The sequence below is a fragment of the Oerskovia sp. PE-21s genome (assembly GCF_056158145.1).
In genome coordinates, this window is sequence record NZ_JBUXJM010000001.1 from 584,715 (window position 1) to 601,619 (window position 16,905).

Annotated in this window: 16 protein-coding genes; all 16 read left to right on the top strand. The window is 71.6% G+C overall.

Features of this window, described 5'->3' with window-relative positions:
• Nucleotides 1–243 precede the first annotated feature (243 nt).
• The 16 genes from ACZDYF_RS02495 to ACZDYF_RS02570 all read left to right on the top strand — a co-directional run bounded on the left by ACZDYF_RS02495 (nt 244) and on the right by ACZDYF_RS02570 (nt 16,823).
• Nucleotides 244–1,608, top strand: coding sequence for a homoserine dehydrogenase (locus tag ACZDYF_RS02495; RefSeq protein ID WP_191790803.1), 1,365 nt, complete (start codon nt 244–246; stop codon nt 1,606–1,608).
• Complete coding sequence (gene thrC / locus ACZDYF_RS02500) at nt 1,608–2,711, top strand: threonine synthase (protein WP_475052882.1); 1,104 nt, start codon at nt 1,608–1,610, stop codon at nt 2,709–2,711. The genes ACZDYF_RS02495 and thrC overlap by 1 nt, the downstream gene beginning before the upstream one ends.
• Before the next feature lie 92 nt (nt 2,712–2,803).
• A complete protein-coding gene (thrB, locus tag ACZDYF_RS02505; protein ID WP_475052885.1) occupies nt 2,804–3,781 on the top strand; it encodes a homoserine kinase in 978 nt (325 codons plus the stop codon).
• Between the two features lie 326 nt (nt 3,782–4,107).
• A complete protein-coding gene (gene rho, locus ACZDYF_RS02510; protein ID WP_475052890.1) occupies nt 4,108–6,165 on the top strand; it encodes a transcription termination factor Rho in 2,058 nt (685 codons plus the stop codon).
• Nucleotides 6,166–6,315: 150 nt separating this feature from the next.
• On the top strand, nt 6,316–6,534 hold the full coding sequence (gene rpmE, locus ACZDYF_RS02515; RefSeq protein ID WP_191790799.1) for a 50S ribosomal protein L31: 219 nt from the start codon (nt 6,316–6,318) through the stop codon (nt 6,532–6,534).
• Between the two features lie 155 nt (nt 6,535–6,689).
• Nucleotides 6,690–7,778, top strand: a complete 1,089-nt coding sequence (gene prfA / locus ACZDYF_RS02520; RefSeq protein ID WP_475052894.1) for a peptide chain release factor 1 — start codon at nt 6,690–6,692, stop codon at nt 7,776–7,778.
• Nucleotides 7,779–7,828: 50 nt separating this feature from the next.
• Entirely contained in the window at nt 7,829–8,800 is a 972-nt protein-coding gene (gene prmC / locus ACZDYF_RS02525; protein WP_475053184.1) for a peptide chain release factor N(5)-glutamine methyltransferase, read from the top strand.
• A gap of 5 nt (nt 8,801–8,805) precedes the next feature.
• Nucleotides 8,806–9,561, top strand: a complete 756-nt coding sequence (locus ACZDYF_RS02530; RefSeq protein WP_372440750.1) for an L-threonylcarbamoyladenylate synthase — start codon at nt 8,806–8,808, stop codon at nt 9,559–9,561.
• The gene (locus ACZDYF_RS02535) at nt 9,558–10,814 is read left to right on the top strand and encodes an MraY family glycosyltransferase (protein WP_475052897.1); all 1,257 of its coding nucleotides are present in this window, start codon (nt 9,558–9,560) and stop codon (nt 10,812–10,814) included. The genes ACZDYF_RS02530 and ACZDYF_RS02535 overlap by 4 nt, the downstream gene beginning before the upstream one ends.
• Complete coding sequence (locus ACZDYF_RS02540; RefSeq protein WP_204809639.1) at nt 10,814–11,329, top strand: Cg1360 family ATP-synthase-associated protein; 516 nt, start codon at nt 10,814–10,816, stop codon at nt 11,327–11,329. Before ACZDYF_RS02535 ends, ACZDYF_RS02540 begins: the two co-directional genes overlap by 1 nt.
• A gap of 187 nt (nt 11,330–11,516) precedes the next feature.
• Nucleotides 11,517–12,407 (top strand): F0F1 ATP synthase subunit A, encoded by an 891-nt coding sequence (gene atpB, locus ACZDYF_RS02545; protein WP_191790795.1) that lies wholly within the window; start codon nt 11,517–11,519, stop codon nt 12,405–12,407.
• Nucleotides 12,408–12,523: 116 nt separating this feature from the next.
• A complete protein-coding gene (gene atpE, locus ACZDYF_RS02550) occupies nt 12,524–12,751 on the top strand; it encodes an ATP synthase F0 subunit C (RefSeq protein WP_030149959.1) in 228 nt (75 codons plus the stop codon).
• Nucleotides 12,751–13,344 (top strand): F0F1 ATP synthase subunit B, encoded by a 594-nt coding sequence (locus tag ACZDYF_RS02555; RefSeq protein ID WP_191790794.1) that lies wholly within the window; start codon nt 12,751–12,753, stop codon nt 13,342–13,344. The genes atpE and ACZDYF_RS02555 overlap by 1 nt, the downstream gene beginning before the upstream one ends.
• Nucleotides 13,344–14,159: a F0F1 ATP synthase subunit delta gene (locus tag ACZDYF_RS02560; protein ID WP_475052905.1), complete on the top strand. Its 816-nt coding sequence runs from the start codon at nt 13,344–13,346 to the stop codon at nt 14,157–14,159. Before ACZDYF_RS02555 ends, ACZDYF_RS02560 begins: the two co-directional genes overlap by 1 nt.
• 134 nt (nt 14,160–14,293) lie before the next feature.
• Nucleotides 14,294–15,925, top strand: coding sequence for a F0F1 ATP synthase subunit alpha (gene atpA, locus ACZDYF_RS02565; RefSeq protein ID WP_191790792.1), 1,632 nt, complete (start codon nt 14,294–14,296; stop codon nt 15,923–15,925).
• Between the two features lies 1 nt (nt 15,926).
• Nucleotides 15,927–16,823 carry a F0F1 ATP synthase subunit gamma gene (locus ACZDYF_RS02570; RefSeq protein WP_191790791.1) on the top strand — a complete coding sequence of 299 codons (897 nt, stop codon included), beginning with the start codon at nt 15,927–15,929 and terminating at the stop codon, nt 16,821–16,823.
• Nucleotides 16,824–16,905: the final 82 nt, after the last annotated feature.

Here is a 16,905-nt window from a genome sequence, read left to right on the forward strand (position 1 = left end):
GGGGCCGGTGCGGCGCGGCGCCTCGTGGCCCGGCACCGGCCCACCCGTATCCTGAGACGAGCGCCCAGGATCCGGGCGACCGGGCGAGGATCGACATGCTCGGACCGACTGGTCGGGATGCGGGGCACGGGGTGCCGCGGTCCGCCAGGGTCAGGGGAAACCTCCGACGCGACCGCGTCCGGCAGGGACCCGAGAACGACGGCACCGCTGACCGTGCGGGCCGGGTGATGGAGGAGGAGCTTCGTGGGAGCCAGCCAGCAGGAGCAAGGTCCGCTGCGCGTCGCGCTGCTCGGGTGCGGCGTCGTCGGGTCCGAGGTGGCCCGGCTGCTGACGCAGCAGAGCGCGGACCTCGCCTCGCGCGTCGGGGCGCCGCTCGAGCTCGTGGGGATCGCCGTGCGGGACGCGTCGGCCCCGCGGCCGCTCGCCGAGTCGGTCGACCGCTCGCTCCTGACGGAGGACGCCGAGGCGCTCGTGTCGCGCGCCGACATCGTCATCGAGGTCATGGGCGGCATCGAGCCGGCCCGCGCGCTGCTGCTGCGCGCGATCGAGGCGGGCGCCGCCGTCGTGACCGCGAACAAGGCACTCCTCGCCGAGGACGGCCCCACGCTCTACAAGGCCGCGGACACCGCAGGCGTCGACATCTACTTCGAGGCCGCGGTCGCGGGCGCGATCCCGATCGTGCGCCCGGTCCGCGAGTCGCTCGCGGGCGACAGCGTGCGCCGGATCTTGGGCATCGTCAACGGCACCACGAACTACGTGCTGGACCAGATGGCGAGCACGGGCATGTCGTTCGACGACGCCGTGCGCCAGGCCCAGGACCTGGGCTACGCCGAGGCCGATCCCACGGCCGACGTCGAGGGCTTCGACGCCGCGGCCAAGGCCGCGATCCTCGCGAGCCTCGCGTTCCACACGCGCGTCTCGCTCGAGGACGTCGCACGCGAGGGCATCACGAGGATCACCGCCGACGACGTCGCGTGGGCCGCGCAGACCGGTCACGTCATCAAGCTGCTCGCGATCGCGGAGTCCGTGACGGGCGACGACGGGTCGCACGGGGTCTCGGTGCGCGTGCACCCCGCTCTCGTGCCGCTCGCGCACCCGCTGGCCGGTGTGCGCGGGGCCTTCAACGCGGTCTTCGTCGAGGCCGACGCGGCGGGCGAGCTCATGTTCTACGGCCGCGGCGCCGGCGGCGCACCGACCGCGTCCGCCGTGCTCGGCGACGTCGTGTCCGCCGCCCGCCACCGCGTGCTCGGCGGCAAGGGCCCCGAGGAGTCCACCTACGCGGCCCTGCCGATCCTGCCGGCCAGCACCGCGGTCACGCGCTACCAGGTGCGCCTCGCGGTCGACGACCGTCCCGGCGTCCTGGCCCAGGTCGCCCAGGTCCTGGCGTCGAAGGGCGTCTCGATCGAGGCCGTGCGCCAGCCCTCGGAAGCCGCCGCGCCCGGGGCCGACGACACGCACGGCGCCGACGACGGGTCGACCGGCGTCGCGCACCTCGTCATCACGACCCACGCCGCAGCGGAGGCCGCGCTCGCCGCGACGGTCGACGCGATCGCGGTGCTCGAACCCGTCCGAGAGATCACGTCCGTCCTGAGAGTCGAGGGAGCCTGATGGCCCACCAGTGGCGAGGCATCATCGCCGAGTACGCCGACCGCCTGCCCGCCCACGTCCAGGAGCGCATCGTGACGCTCGGCGAGGGCGGCACACCCCTGGTCGAGGCGCCCGCGCTCTCGGCCCGCACCGGGGCGCAGGTCTTCCTCAAGGTCGAGGGCATGAACCCGACCGCGTCCTTCAAGGACCGCGGCATGACCGCGGCGATCTCGTCGGCCGCGGGCCGGGGCGCGCAGGCCGTGGTGTGCGCCTCGACGGGCAACACGTCGGCCTCGGCCGCCGCGTACGCGACCAAGGCCGGCATGGTCTGCGCCGTCCTGGTCCCGGACGGCAAGATCGCGATGGGCAAGCTGAGCCAGGCGATCGCGCACGGCGCCAAGCTGCTCCAGGTCGACGGCAACTTCGACGACTGCCTGGTCGCGGCGCGCAAGCTCGCCGAGGCCTACCCGGTCGAGCTCGTGAACTCGGTCAACCCGGACCGCATCGAGGGGCAGAAGACCGGTGCGTTCGAGATCGTCGACGCACTGGGCGACGCCCCGGACATCCACGCCCTGCCCGTCGGCAACGCGGGCAACATCACGGCGTACTGGAAGGGCTTCCGCGAGTACGCCGGCCTCGGCGACCCCGACGCCCCGGGGGCGCACCTGCCCGCGGTCTCCACGAAGACCCCGATCATGTGGGGCTTCCAGGCCGCCGGTGCGGCCCCGATCGTCGCGGGCCACCCCATCACGCACCCCGAGACGATCGCGACCGCGATCCGGATCGGCAACCCCGCGTCGTGGGCGCAGGCCGAGGCCGCGCGCGACGAGTCGGGCGGCGTCATCGAGGCCGTGACCGACGAGCAGATCCTCGCGGCGCACCGCATCCTGTCGGCCGAGGCCGGCGTGTTCGTCGAGCCGGGCTCGGCGGCCGGTGTCGCGGGCATCCTCTCGCGCGCCGAGCGTGGTCTGGTGCCCGCGGGTGCGCGCATCGTCGTCACGGTCACGGGCCACGGCCTCAAGGACCCGCAGTGGGCGCTCAAGACCCTGGACGGCGCCGACGTGACGCCGATCCGGGTGAGCGCCGACGTCGTCTCGATCGCCGACGCGCTCCAGCTCGGCTGACGCGGCGTCGTCCGTCCCGCCGGTAGTTCCGTCGCAGGCTCCCCGTGGGTCTGCCCCAGCCCCCGTAGCTCCCCGAAGAGAGGTCCCGCGAGATGCAGCTCGGAGCCGACCATGTGCGCGTGCGCGTGCCCGCGACGAGCGCGAACCTCGGCCCTGGCTTCGACGCCATGGGGCTGGCCCTCGCGCACTACGACGTGCTCGAGGTGCGTGCGCTCGGCAACGGCGACGTGGTCGTCGACGTCGAGGGGGAGGGGGCGGGCGAGGTCCCCGGTGACGAGCGGCACCTGGTCGTGCGGGCCCTGCGTGCCGCCCTCGACCTGGTCGGCGCACCGCAGACGGGGCTGCACCTGACGGCCACCAACGCGATCCCGCACGGTCGAGGCCTCGGCTCCTCGGCCGCTGCGGTCGTGGCCGGGATCGTCGCCGCGCGCGCCCTGGTCGCGGACCCCGCGGCCCTCGACGACGCGGCGGTCCTGCAGCTCGCGACCGAGTTCGAGGGGCATCCGGACAACGCCGCGCCCGCGATCTACGGGGGCGCGACGATCGCGTGGACGAGCACGGTCGAGGGGGACGAGGGGGCGCACGCGGTGCGCCTCGACGTCCACCCGGACATCGAGGCGACCGTCCTGGTCCCCACGATCCGGCTCGCCACGAGCCGTGCTCGCGGTGTCCTGCCGGAGACCGTGCCGCACGCCGACGCCGCGCTCAACGCAGGGCGCGCGGCCCTGCTCGTCGAGGCGCTCACCCGTTCGCCGCAGCACCTGTTCGACGCGACCGAGGACCGGCTCCACCAGGAGTATCGCGCGGGCGTCATGTCCGCGTCGTGGGAGCTCGTGCGCGCGTTGCGGGCCGACGGCCTGGCCGCGACGATCTCGGGAGCCGGGCCCACCGTCCTGCTGCTGGGGGACGCCTCGGACCGTGACCGGGCGGACGCGGTGCTGCGCGACCTGCTGCACGGGTCGGACCAGTGGCGCGCCTACCGTCCGGGCATCGACCTGGCAGGGGTGCGGTCCGAGCGTGTCCTGGGGTCGGCCGGTCTGGCCGACCCGTCCTCCCGACAGTCGCACTGACCGTCCGTCGATCCCTGGTGCAGCCCTTGGGGGGACTGGTCTTCCGGGGGGCTACGGATGGTAGAATCCATTGAGCCTTCGCAGGTTCGTGATGATGCCTCGGTGATTCCTCGACGATTCTCCGCCGAGTCCCCGGGCATCGGCAGAGCATCCACTGACTGCGACTCATACCCCGCGAGAAGGCAATCCAGCCCACGTCAGCTGACGTCGTCGTACCACTGACGCGTGGTTCCACTGCGTTCCGGCCGTCACGTGCCGAGCGTCGATCACCCGCGGCCCACCCCTCGCACAGAGCAAGTGGGCGCAAACGAGGGGAAGGGTCCTTCGTGACAGACACCACCGACACCGCCCGTGCAGGCGCGCTCTCGACGCTGCGCCTCCCCGAGCTGCAGGCACTCGCCTCGCAGCTCGGTGTGAAGGGCACGTCCAAGATGCGCAAGAGCGATCTTGTCGACGTCATCCGTTCCACCTCCGGCGAGAAGAGCGCTCCCGAGCGCACCGCCGGAGCGTCCGCCGCCGCGCGTCGCGCGCCGGAGAAGGACACCCAGACCGAGAAGGTCGTCGTGCAGCCGGCCGTCGAGGTCCCCGTCCGCGCGGCGACCGAGAACGTCGAGCGCGCCGAGCGGCCCCGTCGCGAGCGCGGCCAGCGTTCTGCGCGTGCCGACCAGGCTGCCGACATCGTCGCGCCGCTCCTGGAGCAGGGCACCCGGGCAGCCCGCACCGACGCCGACCGTGCCGCCGGGGGAGAGACCCCGGACGAGCGCGCCGCACGCGCGGCCGCTGCCGTGGGCCTGGTGACGGGCGCCGCCCCCGAGCGTGGTTCGCGTCGCGCCGGACGGGGCGCCGGTGCCCCGCGCGGCGGCGAGGGCGAGACCGCTCGCGAGTCGGCCCCGGAGACCGGTGCCAACGGTCGCCAGGAGCGCCAGCGCGACCAGCAGCGTGAGCAGGGACAGGGCGAGCGCCAGAACGGCCAGCAGGAGCGCCAGGGCGGCCAGCGTCAGCAGAGCCAGGGCGGCCAGCAGGGCGGTCAGCGCGACCAGCAGGGCCAGGGCAACCGTCAGAACGACGAGTACGACGAGCGCGGCGGACGCCGCCGCCGCGGGCGTGACCGCAACCGCGACCGCGACCGCAAGCGCGGCCGCACCCGTGGTGGGAACATCGACGTGTCGGGCCTCGACGACATCGAGGTGACCGAGGACGACGTGCTGCTGCCCGTGGCCGGCATCCTGGACGTGCTCGACCAGTACGCGTTCGTGCGGACGAGCGGCTACCTGCCCGGTCCGAACGACGTCTACGTCTCTCTCGGCCAGGTCAAGAAGTCGGGCCTGCGTCGCGGTGACGCGATCGTCGGTGCGGTGCGACAGCCCCGCGACGGCGAGTCGTTCCAGCAGACCGGGCCGCGCAACCAGAAGTTCAACGCGCTGGTCCGGCTCGACTCGGTCAACGGCATGTCTCCCGAGGCAGCTCGCAACCGTGCCGAGTTCAACAAGCTGACGCCGCTCTACCCGCAGGAGCGACTGCGGCTGGAGACGGGCGAGGTCGGTCGTCTCACGCCGCGCGTGATCGACATCGTCGCCCCCATCGGCAAGGGCCAGCGTGGTCTGATCGTGGCTCCGCCCAAGGCGGGCAAGACGATCATCATGCAGCAGATCGCCAACGCGATCACGACGAACAACCCTGAGGTCCACCTCATGGTCGTGCTCGTGGACGAGCGACCCGAAGAGGTCACGGACATGGAGCGCACCGTCAAGGGCGAGGTCATCGCCTCGACGTTCGACCGTCCGGCCTCCGACCACACGATCGTCGCCGAGCTCGCGATCGAGCGCGCCAAGCGCCTCGTGGAGCTGGGGCAGGACGTCGTGGTGCTGCTCGACTCGCTCACGCGTCTGTCGCGCGCCTACAACCTGGCGGCCCCCGCCTCCGGGCGCATCCTGTCCGGTGGTGTCGACGCCTCGGCGCTCTACCCGCCCAAGCGCTTCTTCGGCGCGGCACGCAACATCGAGAACGGCGGGTCGCTCACGATCCTCGCCTCGGCGCTCGTCGAGACCGGGTCCAAGATGGACGAGGTCATCTTCGAGGAGTTCAAGGGCACCGGGAACATGGAGCTCCGGCTCTCCCGCTCGCTCGCGGACAAGCGCATCTTCCCGGCCGTGGACGTCAACGCGTCCGGTACGCGCCGCGAGGAGATCCTCATGCCGCAGGACGAGCTCCGCATCGTCTACAAGCTGCGCCGCGTGATGGGTGCGCTCGACCAGCAGCAGGCCATCGAGCTGCTGCTCGGCAAGCTCAAGGAGACGAAGTCCAACGTCGAGTTCCTGCTCCAGGTGCAGAAGACCACACCTGGTGGCATCAACAACGACGAAGAGGTCGGCCGCGCCGTCTGATGCGCCCGTGGGCCGCTCGCCCCGAGAGAGCGGCCCACGGATTTTCCGTGTGCCGGACGCGTCTGGCACAATGTCCTGTTGGTTTCCCCGTCCCCGGTTCACGGCTGCTGTCCGCAGGCGACCCGGGGGCAACCCACTGAGGAGAGTCCTGTGAAGGCTGAGATCCACCCCGAGTACGTCCTGACCGAGGTGACCTGCACCTGCGGTTCCACGTTCGTCACGCGCAGCACCGAGAAGTCCGGACGCATCTCGTCCGACGTCTGCTCGGCCTGCCACCCGTTCTACACGGGCAAGCAGAAGATCCTCGACACCGGTGGCCGCGTGGCCCGCTTCGAGGCTCGTTACGGCAAGAAGGCCGCCGACAAGTAGCGACTCTCCAGCGCCGGTGGTCCGGGCGTCCGTCAACCTCTCCAGGGGCAGGCGGCGTGCCCGTTCCACCGGCGCTGTCGTCTTTCCCGGCGCGAGCGCGCCGGACCGAGCGCCCGACCAACAGCCCTAACCACCCCTCTCGTCAGGACACCCTCGTGACCGAGTCCTTCGCCGCCGTCGAACACCTGCTCGCCGAGCACGCCGAGATCGAGACGCTGCTCGCCGACCCCGCGGTCCACGCGGACGCCGTCCGGGCGCGCACGCTCGGACGCCGCTACGCCGAGCTGGGCCAGGTCGTCGCGGCCTATCGGGCGTGGCGGGACGCGACCGACGACGCCGAGACCGCGGCAGAGCTCGCCTCGGAAGACAGCTCGTTCGCCGCCGAGCTCCCCGCGCTCCAGGAGGCTGCCGCAGCCGCGACCGAGAAGCTGCGCCGGGTCCTCGTGCCGCGCGACCCCGACGACGGGCGCGACGTGATCCTCGAGATCAAGGCGGGCGAGGGAGGCGAGGAGTCCGCGCTGTTCGCGGGCGACCTGCTGCGCATGTACCTGCGCTACGCCGAGCGCCGCGGCTGGAAGACCGAGGTCATCGAGGCCACGGACTCGGACCTCGGCGGCTACAAGGACGTCCAGGTGGCCGTCAAGGCTCGAGCTGGCTCCACGGACCCTGCGGACGGGGTATGGGCCAACCTCAAGTACGAAGGCGGCGTGCACCGCGTCCAGCGCGTGCCCGTGACGGAGTCGCAGGGCCGTATCCACACCTCGGCCGCGGGCGTGCTCGTGTTCCCCGAGGTCGAGGACGCGGGAGAGATCGAGATCGACCAGAACGACCTGCGCATCGACGTGTACCGGTCGTCGGGCCCGGGCGGCCAGTCGGTCAACACGACGGACTCGGCGGTGCGCATCACGCACCTGCCCACGGGGATCACGGTCTCGATGCAGAACGAGAAGTCCCAGCTCCAGAACCGCGAGCAGGCCATGCGCGTGCTGCGTGCCCGGCTCCTGGCCGCGCGCCAGGAGGAGGAGGCGGCGGCCGCGAACGACCTGCGCCGCTCGCAGGTGCGTACCGTGGACCGCTCCGAGCGCATCCGGACGTACAACTACCCGGAGAACCGGATCGCTGACCACCGCACGGGGTACAAGGCGTACAACCTGGACCAGGTCCTCGACGGCGACCTCGAGCCGGTCATCCGCTCGGCGATCGACGCCGACGAGGCGGCGCGCCTCGCCGCCGCGGCGTCGTGACGTCGCCGCAGGTCCCGGCGGTGCGACCGGGGCAGGACCCCACGTCGTCCCTGCCCGACGACGTCTCTCGCCTCGTGCGCGAGGCGGCAGCCCGCCTTGCACGGGCCGGGATCGACACGCCCCGCGTCGACGCCGAGCTGCTGCTCGCGCACGCCGCGGGCGTGCCGCGCGAGCGGGTCGTCTCTGCGGCCGTCCTGGGACGTCCCGTGTCTTCCCTGCTGCCCGACGGGACGCCCACCACCGAGGACGTGCTCGACGGCCTCGCCGGGCTGCTCGACGCCCGTGCCCGTCGCGTGCCGCTCCAGCACCTCACGGGGACGGCCCCCTTCCGGCACCTGGACCTGGTCGTGGGGCCAGGGGTGTTCGTGCCGCGTCCCGAGACCGAGCAGGTCGCGCAGGTCGCGATCGACGAGTCGCTCGGTGTCGTCGCCCGGGGCTCGCAGGCGCCCGTCGTCGTCGACCTGTGCACGGGGTCGGGCGCGATCGCCCTGGCCGTCGCGACCGAGGTCCCGGGTGCCCGTGTGCACGCGGTCGAGCTGGACCGCGACGCGCACGCGTGGGCCGAGCGCAACGTCGCCCGGACGCACGAGGCGAGCGGCGCCGTCGTGCACCTGGTCCGGGGGGACGCGCGCACCGCGCTCGCCGAGCTCGACGGGAGGTGCGACGTCGTCGTCTCGAACCCGCCGTACGTGCCGCCCGACGCGGTCCCGCGCGACCCCGAGGTCGCGCTGCACGACCCGCAGGTCGCGCTCTACGGGCTCGGCGAGGACGGCCTCGAGGTGCCGCGCGGCGTGACCCGCGCCGCGGCTCGGCTCCTGGCTCCCGGCGGCCTGTACGTCATGGAGCACGCCGAGGTCCAGGCACGGTCCGCGCGCGACATGGTGGCCGCGGTCGGCGGTTTCGAGGCCGTCCGGACCGTCGAGGACCTCACGGGCCGACCGCGTATGGTCGTGGCCCGGCGCTCGCGGGCGACGAGCGAGCCAGACCCCGCACCAGGGGACCCTTCGGACATGGAAGACTGAGAAGCGTGAGCTCTGTGCACCCCGTCACCGACCCGAACACCTGGGGACCGTCGATCGACGAGGCGGTGAACGCCGTCTCGCGAGGCGGCCTCGTGGTCCTGCCGACCGACACGGTCTACGGGATCGGGGCCGACGCGTTCGACGCCGAGGCCGTGACAGCCCTCCTGGCCGCGAAGGGGCGCGGTCGGCAGATGCCGCCGCCCGTCCTGGTCCCCGACCTGCGGACCCTCGACGGGCTCGCGACCGACGTGCCCGACGACGCGCGCGCGCTCGTCGAGGCGTTCTGGCCCGGCGGGTTCACCATCATCCTGACCGCCCAGCCCTCGCTCGCCTGGGACCTCGGCGAGACGCACGGGACCGTCGCGCTGCGCATGCCCGACCACCCGGCCGCGCTCGCCCTGCTGCGCCGCACGGGACCGCTCGCGGTCTCGAGCGCCAACTCCACGGGCCTGCCCGCCGCGCTCGAGGTCGCCGACGCCCAGGTACAGCTCCGGGAGTCGGTCGCGGTGTACCTGGACGGCGGCACCGCGCCCGGGGGAGTGGCCTCGACCATCGTCGACGCGACCGGGCCGCACCTGCGGGTCGTACGCGAGGGCGCCGTCTCGCTCGAGCGCCTGCGTGAGGTCGCGCCGGTCCTGGGGATCGGGGAGGAGCCGGCCGAGAACGTGGACGACCCGTCCGAGGAGACCGTGCCGTCCGAGGAGACCGTGCCGTCCGAGGAGACCGTGACGACGAGCGGCCCGGAGGCGAACGACGGGTGAGGGTCTATCTGCTCATCCTGCTGATCGCAGCGGCGGTCACCTACCTCCTCACCCCGCTCGCGTACTGGGTGGCGGCGAGGACCGGAGCGATCACCGCGGTCCGTGACCGTGACGTGCACACCATCCCCACGGCCCGCCTGGGCGGGCTCGCGATGACCGCGGGCCTCGTCGTGGCGGTGACGTTCGCGTCGCAGATGCCCTTCCTCGACGGGGTCTTCCAGATCGACGACCGGGCGTGGGCGATCGTCGGGGGCGCGCTCATCGTCTGCTTCCTGGGCGTCGCGGACGACATCTGGGACCTCGACTGGATGACGAAGCTCGCCGGCCAGGTCCTCGCGGCCCTGTTCGTCGCCTGGCAGGGCGTGCAGCTCGTGACCTTCCCCATCAACGGGCTCGTGATCGGCTCGTCGCGTCTCTCGCTCATCGTCACCGTGCTCGTCATCGTGGTCGCGATGAACGCCGTGAACTTCGTCGACGGCCTCGACGGGCTCGCCGCGGGCCTCATCGCGATCGGCGGCGGCGCCTACTTCGTCTACACGTACAGCCTGACGACCGTGGCGAGCCCCACGGACTACTCGAGCCTGGCGACCATGATCATGGCGGCCCTCGTCGGCATCTGTCTGGGGTTCCTGCCGCACAACTTCCACCCCGCCCGGATCTTCATGGGCGACTCGGGCTCGATGGTGCTCGGTCTCGTGCTCGGCTCCGCGGTGATCGTGGTCACCGGGAGCATCGACACCGGCATGGCCTCGGACCCGAGCCGCCAGCGCGAGCTCATCCCCATCCTGCTGCCGCTCGCGGTGATCCTGCTCCCGCTGCTCGACATGGTCCTCGCGGTGGTCCGCAGGGTCGGTACGGGCAAGTCGCCCTTCCACCCGGACCGGCTCCACCTGCACCACCGGCTCCTGACGCTCGGCCACTCGCACCGCCGCGCCGTGATCATCATGTACGTGTGGACCGCGGTCTTCGCGTTCGGCGCGGTCGCGCTCGTGCGATGGCCCGCGGAGAACGTCGCGATCGGGCTCGTCGTGGCCGTCGTCGTGGCGGCGATCCTCACGCTCGGCCCGCTGCGCACCCGCGGCAGGTTCCTCGACGACGACGCCGTCACCGCTCCCGAGGGCATCCCGTCCGCGCTGCCGCCCCGACGCGTCGCGGCGGCGAGCGGAGCCTCGCCGGTCGTCCCCGCCCCGGCGCCGACCACCCCCGAAGCACCCACCGATGCGCACCGCGCCCACCCCGAAGGACACTCCTGATGACGACCCCCGCACCGCAGACTCCCGACGAGCCGACGCGCGAGCCGGTCTCCAGCGCGTCGGTGCCGCCCACGGCGGACAGCTCCCCGGTCTCGGCGGACGCCGTCGGGGACGCGGTCAGTGCAGTGTTCCGGACCGCGCTGCGCGACACCCTGCTGCTGCTCGGCGGACTCCTGGTCCTGGGTGTGGGGCTGGGGGCGCTCCTGGCAGGCACCGCGGGGGTCTGGGGCGCCCTCATGGGCGTCGGGATCGCCCTCGTGTTCTCCGGCACGACGATCGTCGCGATGGCGCGTACCGCGCGCTCGACGCCGACCACCACGGCGGCTGTCGTGCTGGGGAGCTGGCTCGTCAAGATCGTCCTGCTCGGGATCGTGCTGGCCGTGCTGCGCAACTACGAGTTCTACGACCGGATCGTCTTCGCCGTGGTCCTGCTCGTCGGGGTCATCGGCTCGGCGCTCCTCGACTACCGGGCGGTCGACCGCGGCCGCATCCCGTACGTCACGCCGAAGGCCTGACCCCCGCGTCCTGGCGGGCCCGCGAAGGGCGCACCGCAGCCGGCGGTCCGGCGGTCGCGGCGCCCACGTGCGCGCCGGTGCACGGTGGCCCGACGGCGAGCCGGGGCATCATATCCCTCGACCTCGCCGTCGGGGCGGACCCGTGACCTGTGAAGGTCTGAACATGCGTTAGGCTATCGGCGAATCCATGAAGGCCTGGTCCGACGGCGTGCCCATCGAGCGCACGGCCTCGGCGACCGACGACCACCGGGAGTCCACCCTGTTCACGCTCGCGACCCCCTCTCCCTTCGTTGCCGCAGCAGAAGGCGAAGGCGGCTTTCACGCGCCGACGATCGGTGAGTTCTTCCCCGACGCCATCTTCTTCGCCGGCACCCCGTTCGAGTTCAACCGGCTGCAGCTCATCCGAGTGATCGCCACGATCGTGATCCTGACGATCTTCGTGATCGCGGCGCGGCGAGCCAAGCTCGTCCCCGGCCGGTTCCAGAACGGCGTCGAGATGGTCCTCGACTTCGCTCGGGTGAACATCGTCGAGGAGATCATGGGGACCGAGCGGGCTCGCCGCTACGTGCCCATGATCACGACGATCTTCGTGACGATCCTCGCCTTCAACCTGACCGGCGTGGTGCCGGGGCTCAACCTCGCGGGCACCTCGGTCGCCGGTGTGGCGATCCTCCTGGCGCTGTGGGTCTTCGTGGCCTACTGGGCCGCGGGCATCCGGCAGCACGGCCTCTGGGGCTACATCCGGGCGAACCTGTTCCCCCCGGGAGTGCCGTTCCCGATCTACTTCATCCTGGCGCCGATCGAGCTGCTCCAGCTCCTGATCATCCGCCCGGCCTCGCTGGTCATCCGACTCACGGCGAACATGGTCGCGGGCCACATCATGCTGGTCCTGTGCTTCGCCGCCACGAACTTCCTGCTCCTCGAGGCAGCGCCGGCCCTCAAGGCGATCAGCGCGCTGACTCTTGCAGGCGGCATCGCGATCACCCTCTTCGAGGTGTTCGTCGCGGGCCTGCAGGCGTACATCTTCGCGCTCCTCGCCACGGTCTACATCAACATGTCGATCGAGGAAGAGCACTGACCCGCACCACGTACCTGGTCCCGGGCCCTCGGTCCCGGAACCGACCCTGAGCTCCACCTGACGCATCGCACCTGACGCCCGTTCGCACGACCGGGCGCCCAACGGAAGGAAACACCGTGGACGTCACCACCCTCGCCGCTGTCGAAGGCAGCATCAACACCATCGGCTACGGCATCGCCGCGATCGGCCCGGGCATCGGCCTCGGCATCCTGATCGGCAAGACGGTCGAGGGCATGGCCCGCCAGCCCGAGGTCGCCGGCCAGCTCCGCGGCACCATGTTCATCGGTCTTGCCTTCGTCGAGATCCTCGCGCTGCTCGGCTTCGTCGCTGGCTTCATCTTCTGATGTCGACCATCGGCCCCCAGGCGGTCCTCGCCGCAGAGTCTGGCGAGGTCGACCCCATCAAGCTGTTCCTCCCGCCGTTCTACGACCTCTTCTGGTCGGCGATCGTCCTGATCATCATCGCGGTCGTCTTCTACAAGATGGTCCTCCCCAAGTTCCAGGCGGTGCTCGACGAGCGCACGGCCAAGATCGAGGGTGGCCTGGCCAAGGCGGAGTCCGCTCAGGCCGAGGCCGCTGCGGCACTCGCGGAGTACCACCAGCAGCTGCAGGAGGCACGCACCGAGGCCGCGAAGATCCGTGAGGACGCGCGCGCCGAGGGAACGGCCATCGTCGCCGACCAGAAGGTCAAGGCCGGCGAGGAGGCCGCTCGTATCGTCGAGACGGCACACCGCCAGATCGAGGCCGAGCGTCAGCAGGCGTCGGTCTCGCTGCGCAACGACGTCGGGACGCTCGCGACCCAGCTCGCCTCGAAGATCGTCGGCGAGTCCCTCGAGGACTCCGCACGCCAGTCGCGTGTCGTGGACCGTTTCCTCGACGAGCTCGAGGCAGCGGGAGCCGGGGCTGCCAGCGCGGCGGCCAACGGCAAGGAGGGCTGATGCGCGGGACGAGCGGAGCCTCTCTCGAGCAGGCACAGGAGCGCTTCGAGCCGGTGCTGCGTGCGGCCGGTGAAGGAGCCTTCACCCTGGGCGAGCAGCTCCTCACGGTGGCAGCGGCGCTCGACGGTTCCGTGCCCCTGCGCCGTGCTCTCGCGGACCCGTCGCGGTCCGGCGAGGACAAGGCGGCCCTCGCGGCCGACCTGCTGCGCGAGGGCTTCGACGGTCGTGTCGTCGACCTGGTCTCCGGGCTCGCCCGGGACCGCTGGGCGCACGACGGCGACATCGCCGACGCCGTCGAGCACCTCGGCGTCGACGCGGTCCTGGCCTCGGCCGAGGCCCGCGGCGCGCTCGTGCGCGTCGAGGACGAGCTGTTCCGCATCACGCGGTCTCTCGTCGGAGAGCGTGAGGCTCGCCGCGTGCTGACGGAGACCTCGACCGACCCCGCTCGTCGCAAGGCGTTCGTCGACGCGCTGCTCGCGGGCAAGGTCGACCCGGTCACCCAGTTCCTCGCGGAGCGGGCGACCGTGGCACCTCGTGGTCGTCGTTTCGTCGCCACCCTCGTGTGGCTCGGGGACGTCGCCGCACGGCGTCGCCGCCGCCTCGTCGCCTCGGTGACGTCGGGGACGGTGCTCAGCCAGGCACAGCAGGACCGTCTGTCCGCGCTCCTCGAGCGCGCGTACGGCCGGGCAGTCCAGCTCAACGTCACCGTGGACCCCGAGGTCCTCGGCGGCTTGCGCGTCCAGGTCGGAGCGGACGTCGTCGACTCGACGGTCCTCTCGCGCCTGGTCGACGCACGCAGACGACTGGTCAGCTGACCTGTTCGCCCGAACACTGAGGTCCTCGCGGTCCCCGGTGTCGTCGACACCCCGCCGGCTCCCGAGCCGGCGAACTGACAAGAACGTTCGACCGCTCCCGCACACCGCGGGGTGGCCACGACAGGAGAAGAGCAATGGCTGAGCTGACGATCCGGCCCGACGAGATTCGGGCCGCGCTGGACAGCTTCGTGAAGTCCTACGAGCCCGGGGGCGCGGTGACCGAGGAAGTCGGTCGCGTCACCCTCGCCGCTGACGGCATCGCCCAGGTGGAAGGCCTTCCGGGCGCAATGGCCAACGAGCTGCTGCGCTTCGAGGACGGCACCCTCGGCCTTGCCCTGAACTTGGACGTTCGCCAGATCGGTGTCGTCGTCCTGGGTGAGTTCACCGGTATCGAGGAGGGCCAGGAGGTCCGCCGTACGGGCGAGGTCCTCTCGGTCCCCGTCGGTGACGGCTACCTGGGCCGCGTCGTCGACCCGCTGGGTCAGCCGATCGACGGCCTCGGCGAGATCGAGACCGAGGGCCGTCGCGCCCTCGAGCTGCAGGCCCCCGGCGTCATGGACCGCAAGTCGGTCCACGAGCCGCTGCAGACCGGCCTCAAGGCGATCGACTCGATGATCCCCGTGGGCCGTGGTCAGCGCCAGCTGATCATCGGTGACCGCCAGACCGGCAAGACGGCGATCGCGACCGACACGATCATCAACCAGAAGGCGAACTGGGAGACCGGCGACCCGACCAAGCAGGTCCGCTGCATCTACGTCGCGATCGGCCAGAAGGGCTCGACCATCGCCGCCGTCCGCGGCGCGCTGGAAGAGGCCGGCGCCCTGGAGTACACGACGATCGTCGCGGCTCCCGCGTCCGACCCGGCGGGCTTCAAGTACCTCGCCCCCTACACCGGTTCGGCCATCGGCCAGCACTGGATGTACGGCGGCAAGCACGTCCTCATCGTCTTCGACGACCTGTCGAAGCAGGCCGAGGCCTACCGTGCCGTGTCGCTGCTGCTCCGCCGCCCGCCGGGCCGCGAGGCGTACCCCGGTGACGTCTTCTACCTGCACTCCCGTCTGCTCGAGCGTTGTGCGAAGCTCTCGGACGAGCTGGGCGCGGGCTCGATGACCGGTCTGCCGGTCATCGAGACCAAGGCGAACGACGTGTCGGCGTACATCCCGACCAACGTCATCTCGATCACCGACGGTCAGATCTTCCTCCAGTCGGACCTCTTCAACGCCGACCAGCGCCCCGCGGTGGACGTCGGTATCTCCGTGTCCCGTGTCGGCGGCGCCGCACAGGTCAAGGCGATGAAGCAGGTCTCGGGCACGCTCAAGCTCGAGCTCGCGCAGTACCGTTCGCTCGAGGCCTTCGCGATGTTCGCGTCGGACCTCGACGCGGCCTCGCGCGGCCAGCTGACCCGTGGCGCTCGCCTCATGGAGCTGCTCAAGCAGGGCCAGTACTCGCCGTACCCGGTCGAGGACCAGGTCGCCTCGATCTGGGCCGGCACCAAGGGCAAGCTCGACGACGTGCCCCTCGAGGACGTGCGCCGCTTCGAGAGCGAGCTGCTCGACCACCTGCGCCGCAACACCGAGGTGCTCAGCACGATCGCCTCGACCGGCAAGCTCTCGGACGAGACCGAGGCTGCGCTGGCTCAGGGCGTCGACGACTTCCGCAACGGCTTCCTCACGGGCGACGGCACCCCCCTCGTCGGTGGCGAGTCGGACGAGGAAGAGGCTGTCGTGGTCGAGCAGGAGCAGATCGTCCGGCAGAAGAAGGCCTGACATGGCCGGATCCCAGCGCGTCTACAAGCAGCGGATCAAGTCGACGCAGTCCCTCAAGAAGATGTTCCGCGCGCAGGAGCTCATCGCTGCCTCTCGGATCGGCCGGGCTCGCGCCCGGTCGTCCGAGGCGGGCCCCTACGCCCAGGCGATCACCACCGCGGTGTCGGCCGTCGCGACGCACTCCACGACACGGCACCCGCTGACGTCGGAGCGTACCGACACCAACCGTGTCGCGGTGCTCGTCGTCGCCTCGGACCGTGGCATGGCCGGCGCCTACTCGGCGTCGATCATCCGCGAGACGGAGCGCCTGGTCGAGCGCCTCACGCACGAGGGCAAGGAGGTCGCGCTCTACGCCGCAGGGCGTCGCGCGGTGACCTACTACACCTTCCGTCACCGTGAGCTCGCCGGTTCGTGGACCGGTGGCTCGGACTCGCCGTCGGCGGACGTCGCCGGCGAGATCGCCGACACGCTGCTGAACGCCTTCCTCGCCCCCGCGGACGAGGGCGGCGTCGGTGAGCTGCACATCGTGTACACGCAGTTCGTGAACATGGTCACGCAGCGTCCCCGCGTCGTCCGGATGCTCCCCCTCGAGGTCGTCGAAGGGGTCGCGCCGGTCGGGCAGAACGACGTCCTGCCGCTGTACGACTTCGAGCCGTCGCCCGAGGCCGTCCTCGACGCACTGCTGCCGCGCTACGTGCGCAGCCGCATCTACAGCTGCCTCCTGCAGGCGGCTGCGTCGGAGCTGGCTGCCCGCCAGCGCGCGATGCACACCGCGACGGACAACGCCGAGGACCTGATCCGCATGTACACGCGACTTGCGAACCAGGCACGACAGGCCGACATCACCCAGGAGATCAGCGAGATCGTCTCCGGTGCCGACGCCCTCGCGGCATCGTGAGGCACCGCATGACGAACCTGACGATCTCCATCACCTGCACCGAACCTGCCGGAGCTGTCTCCGGCCCTGCGAAGCGAGGCCA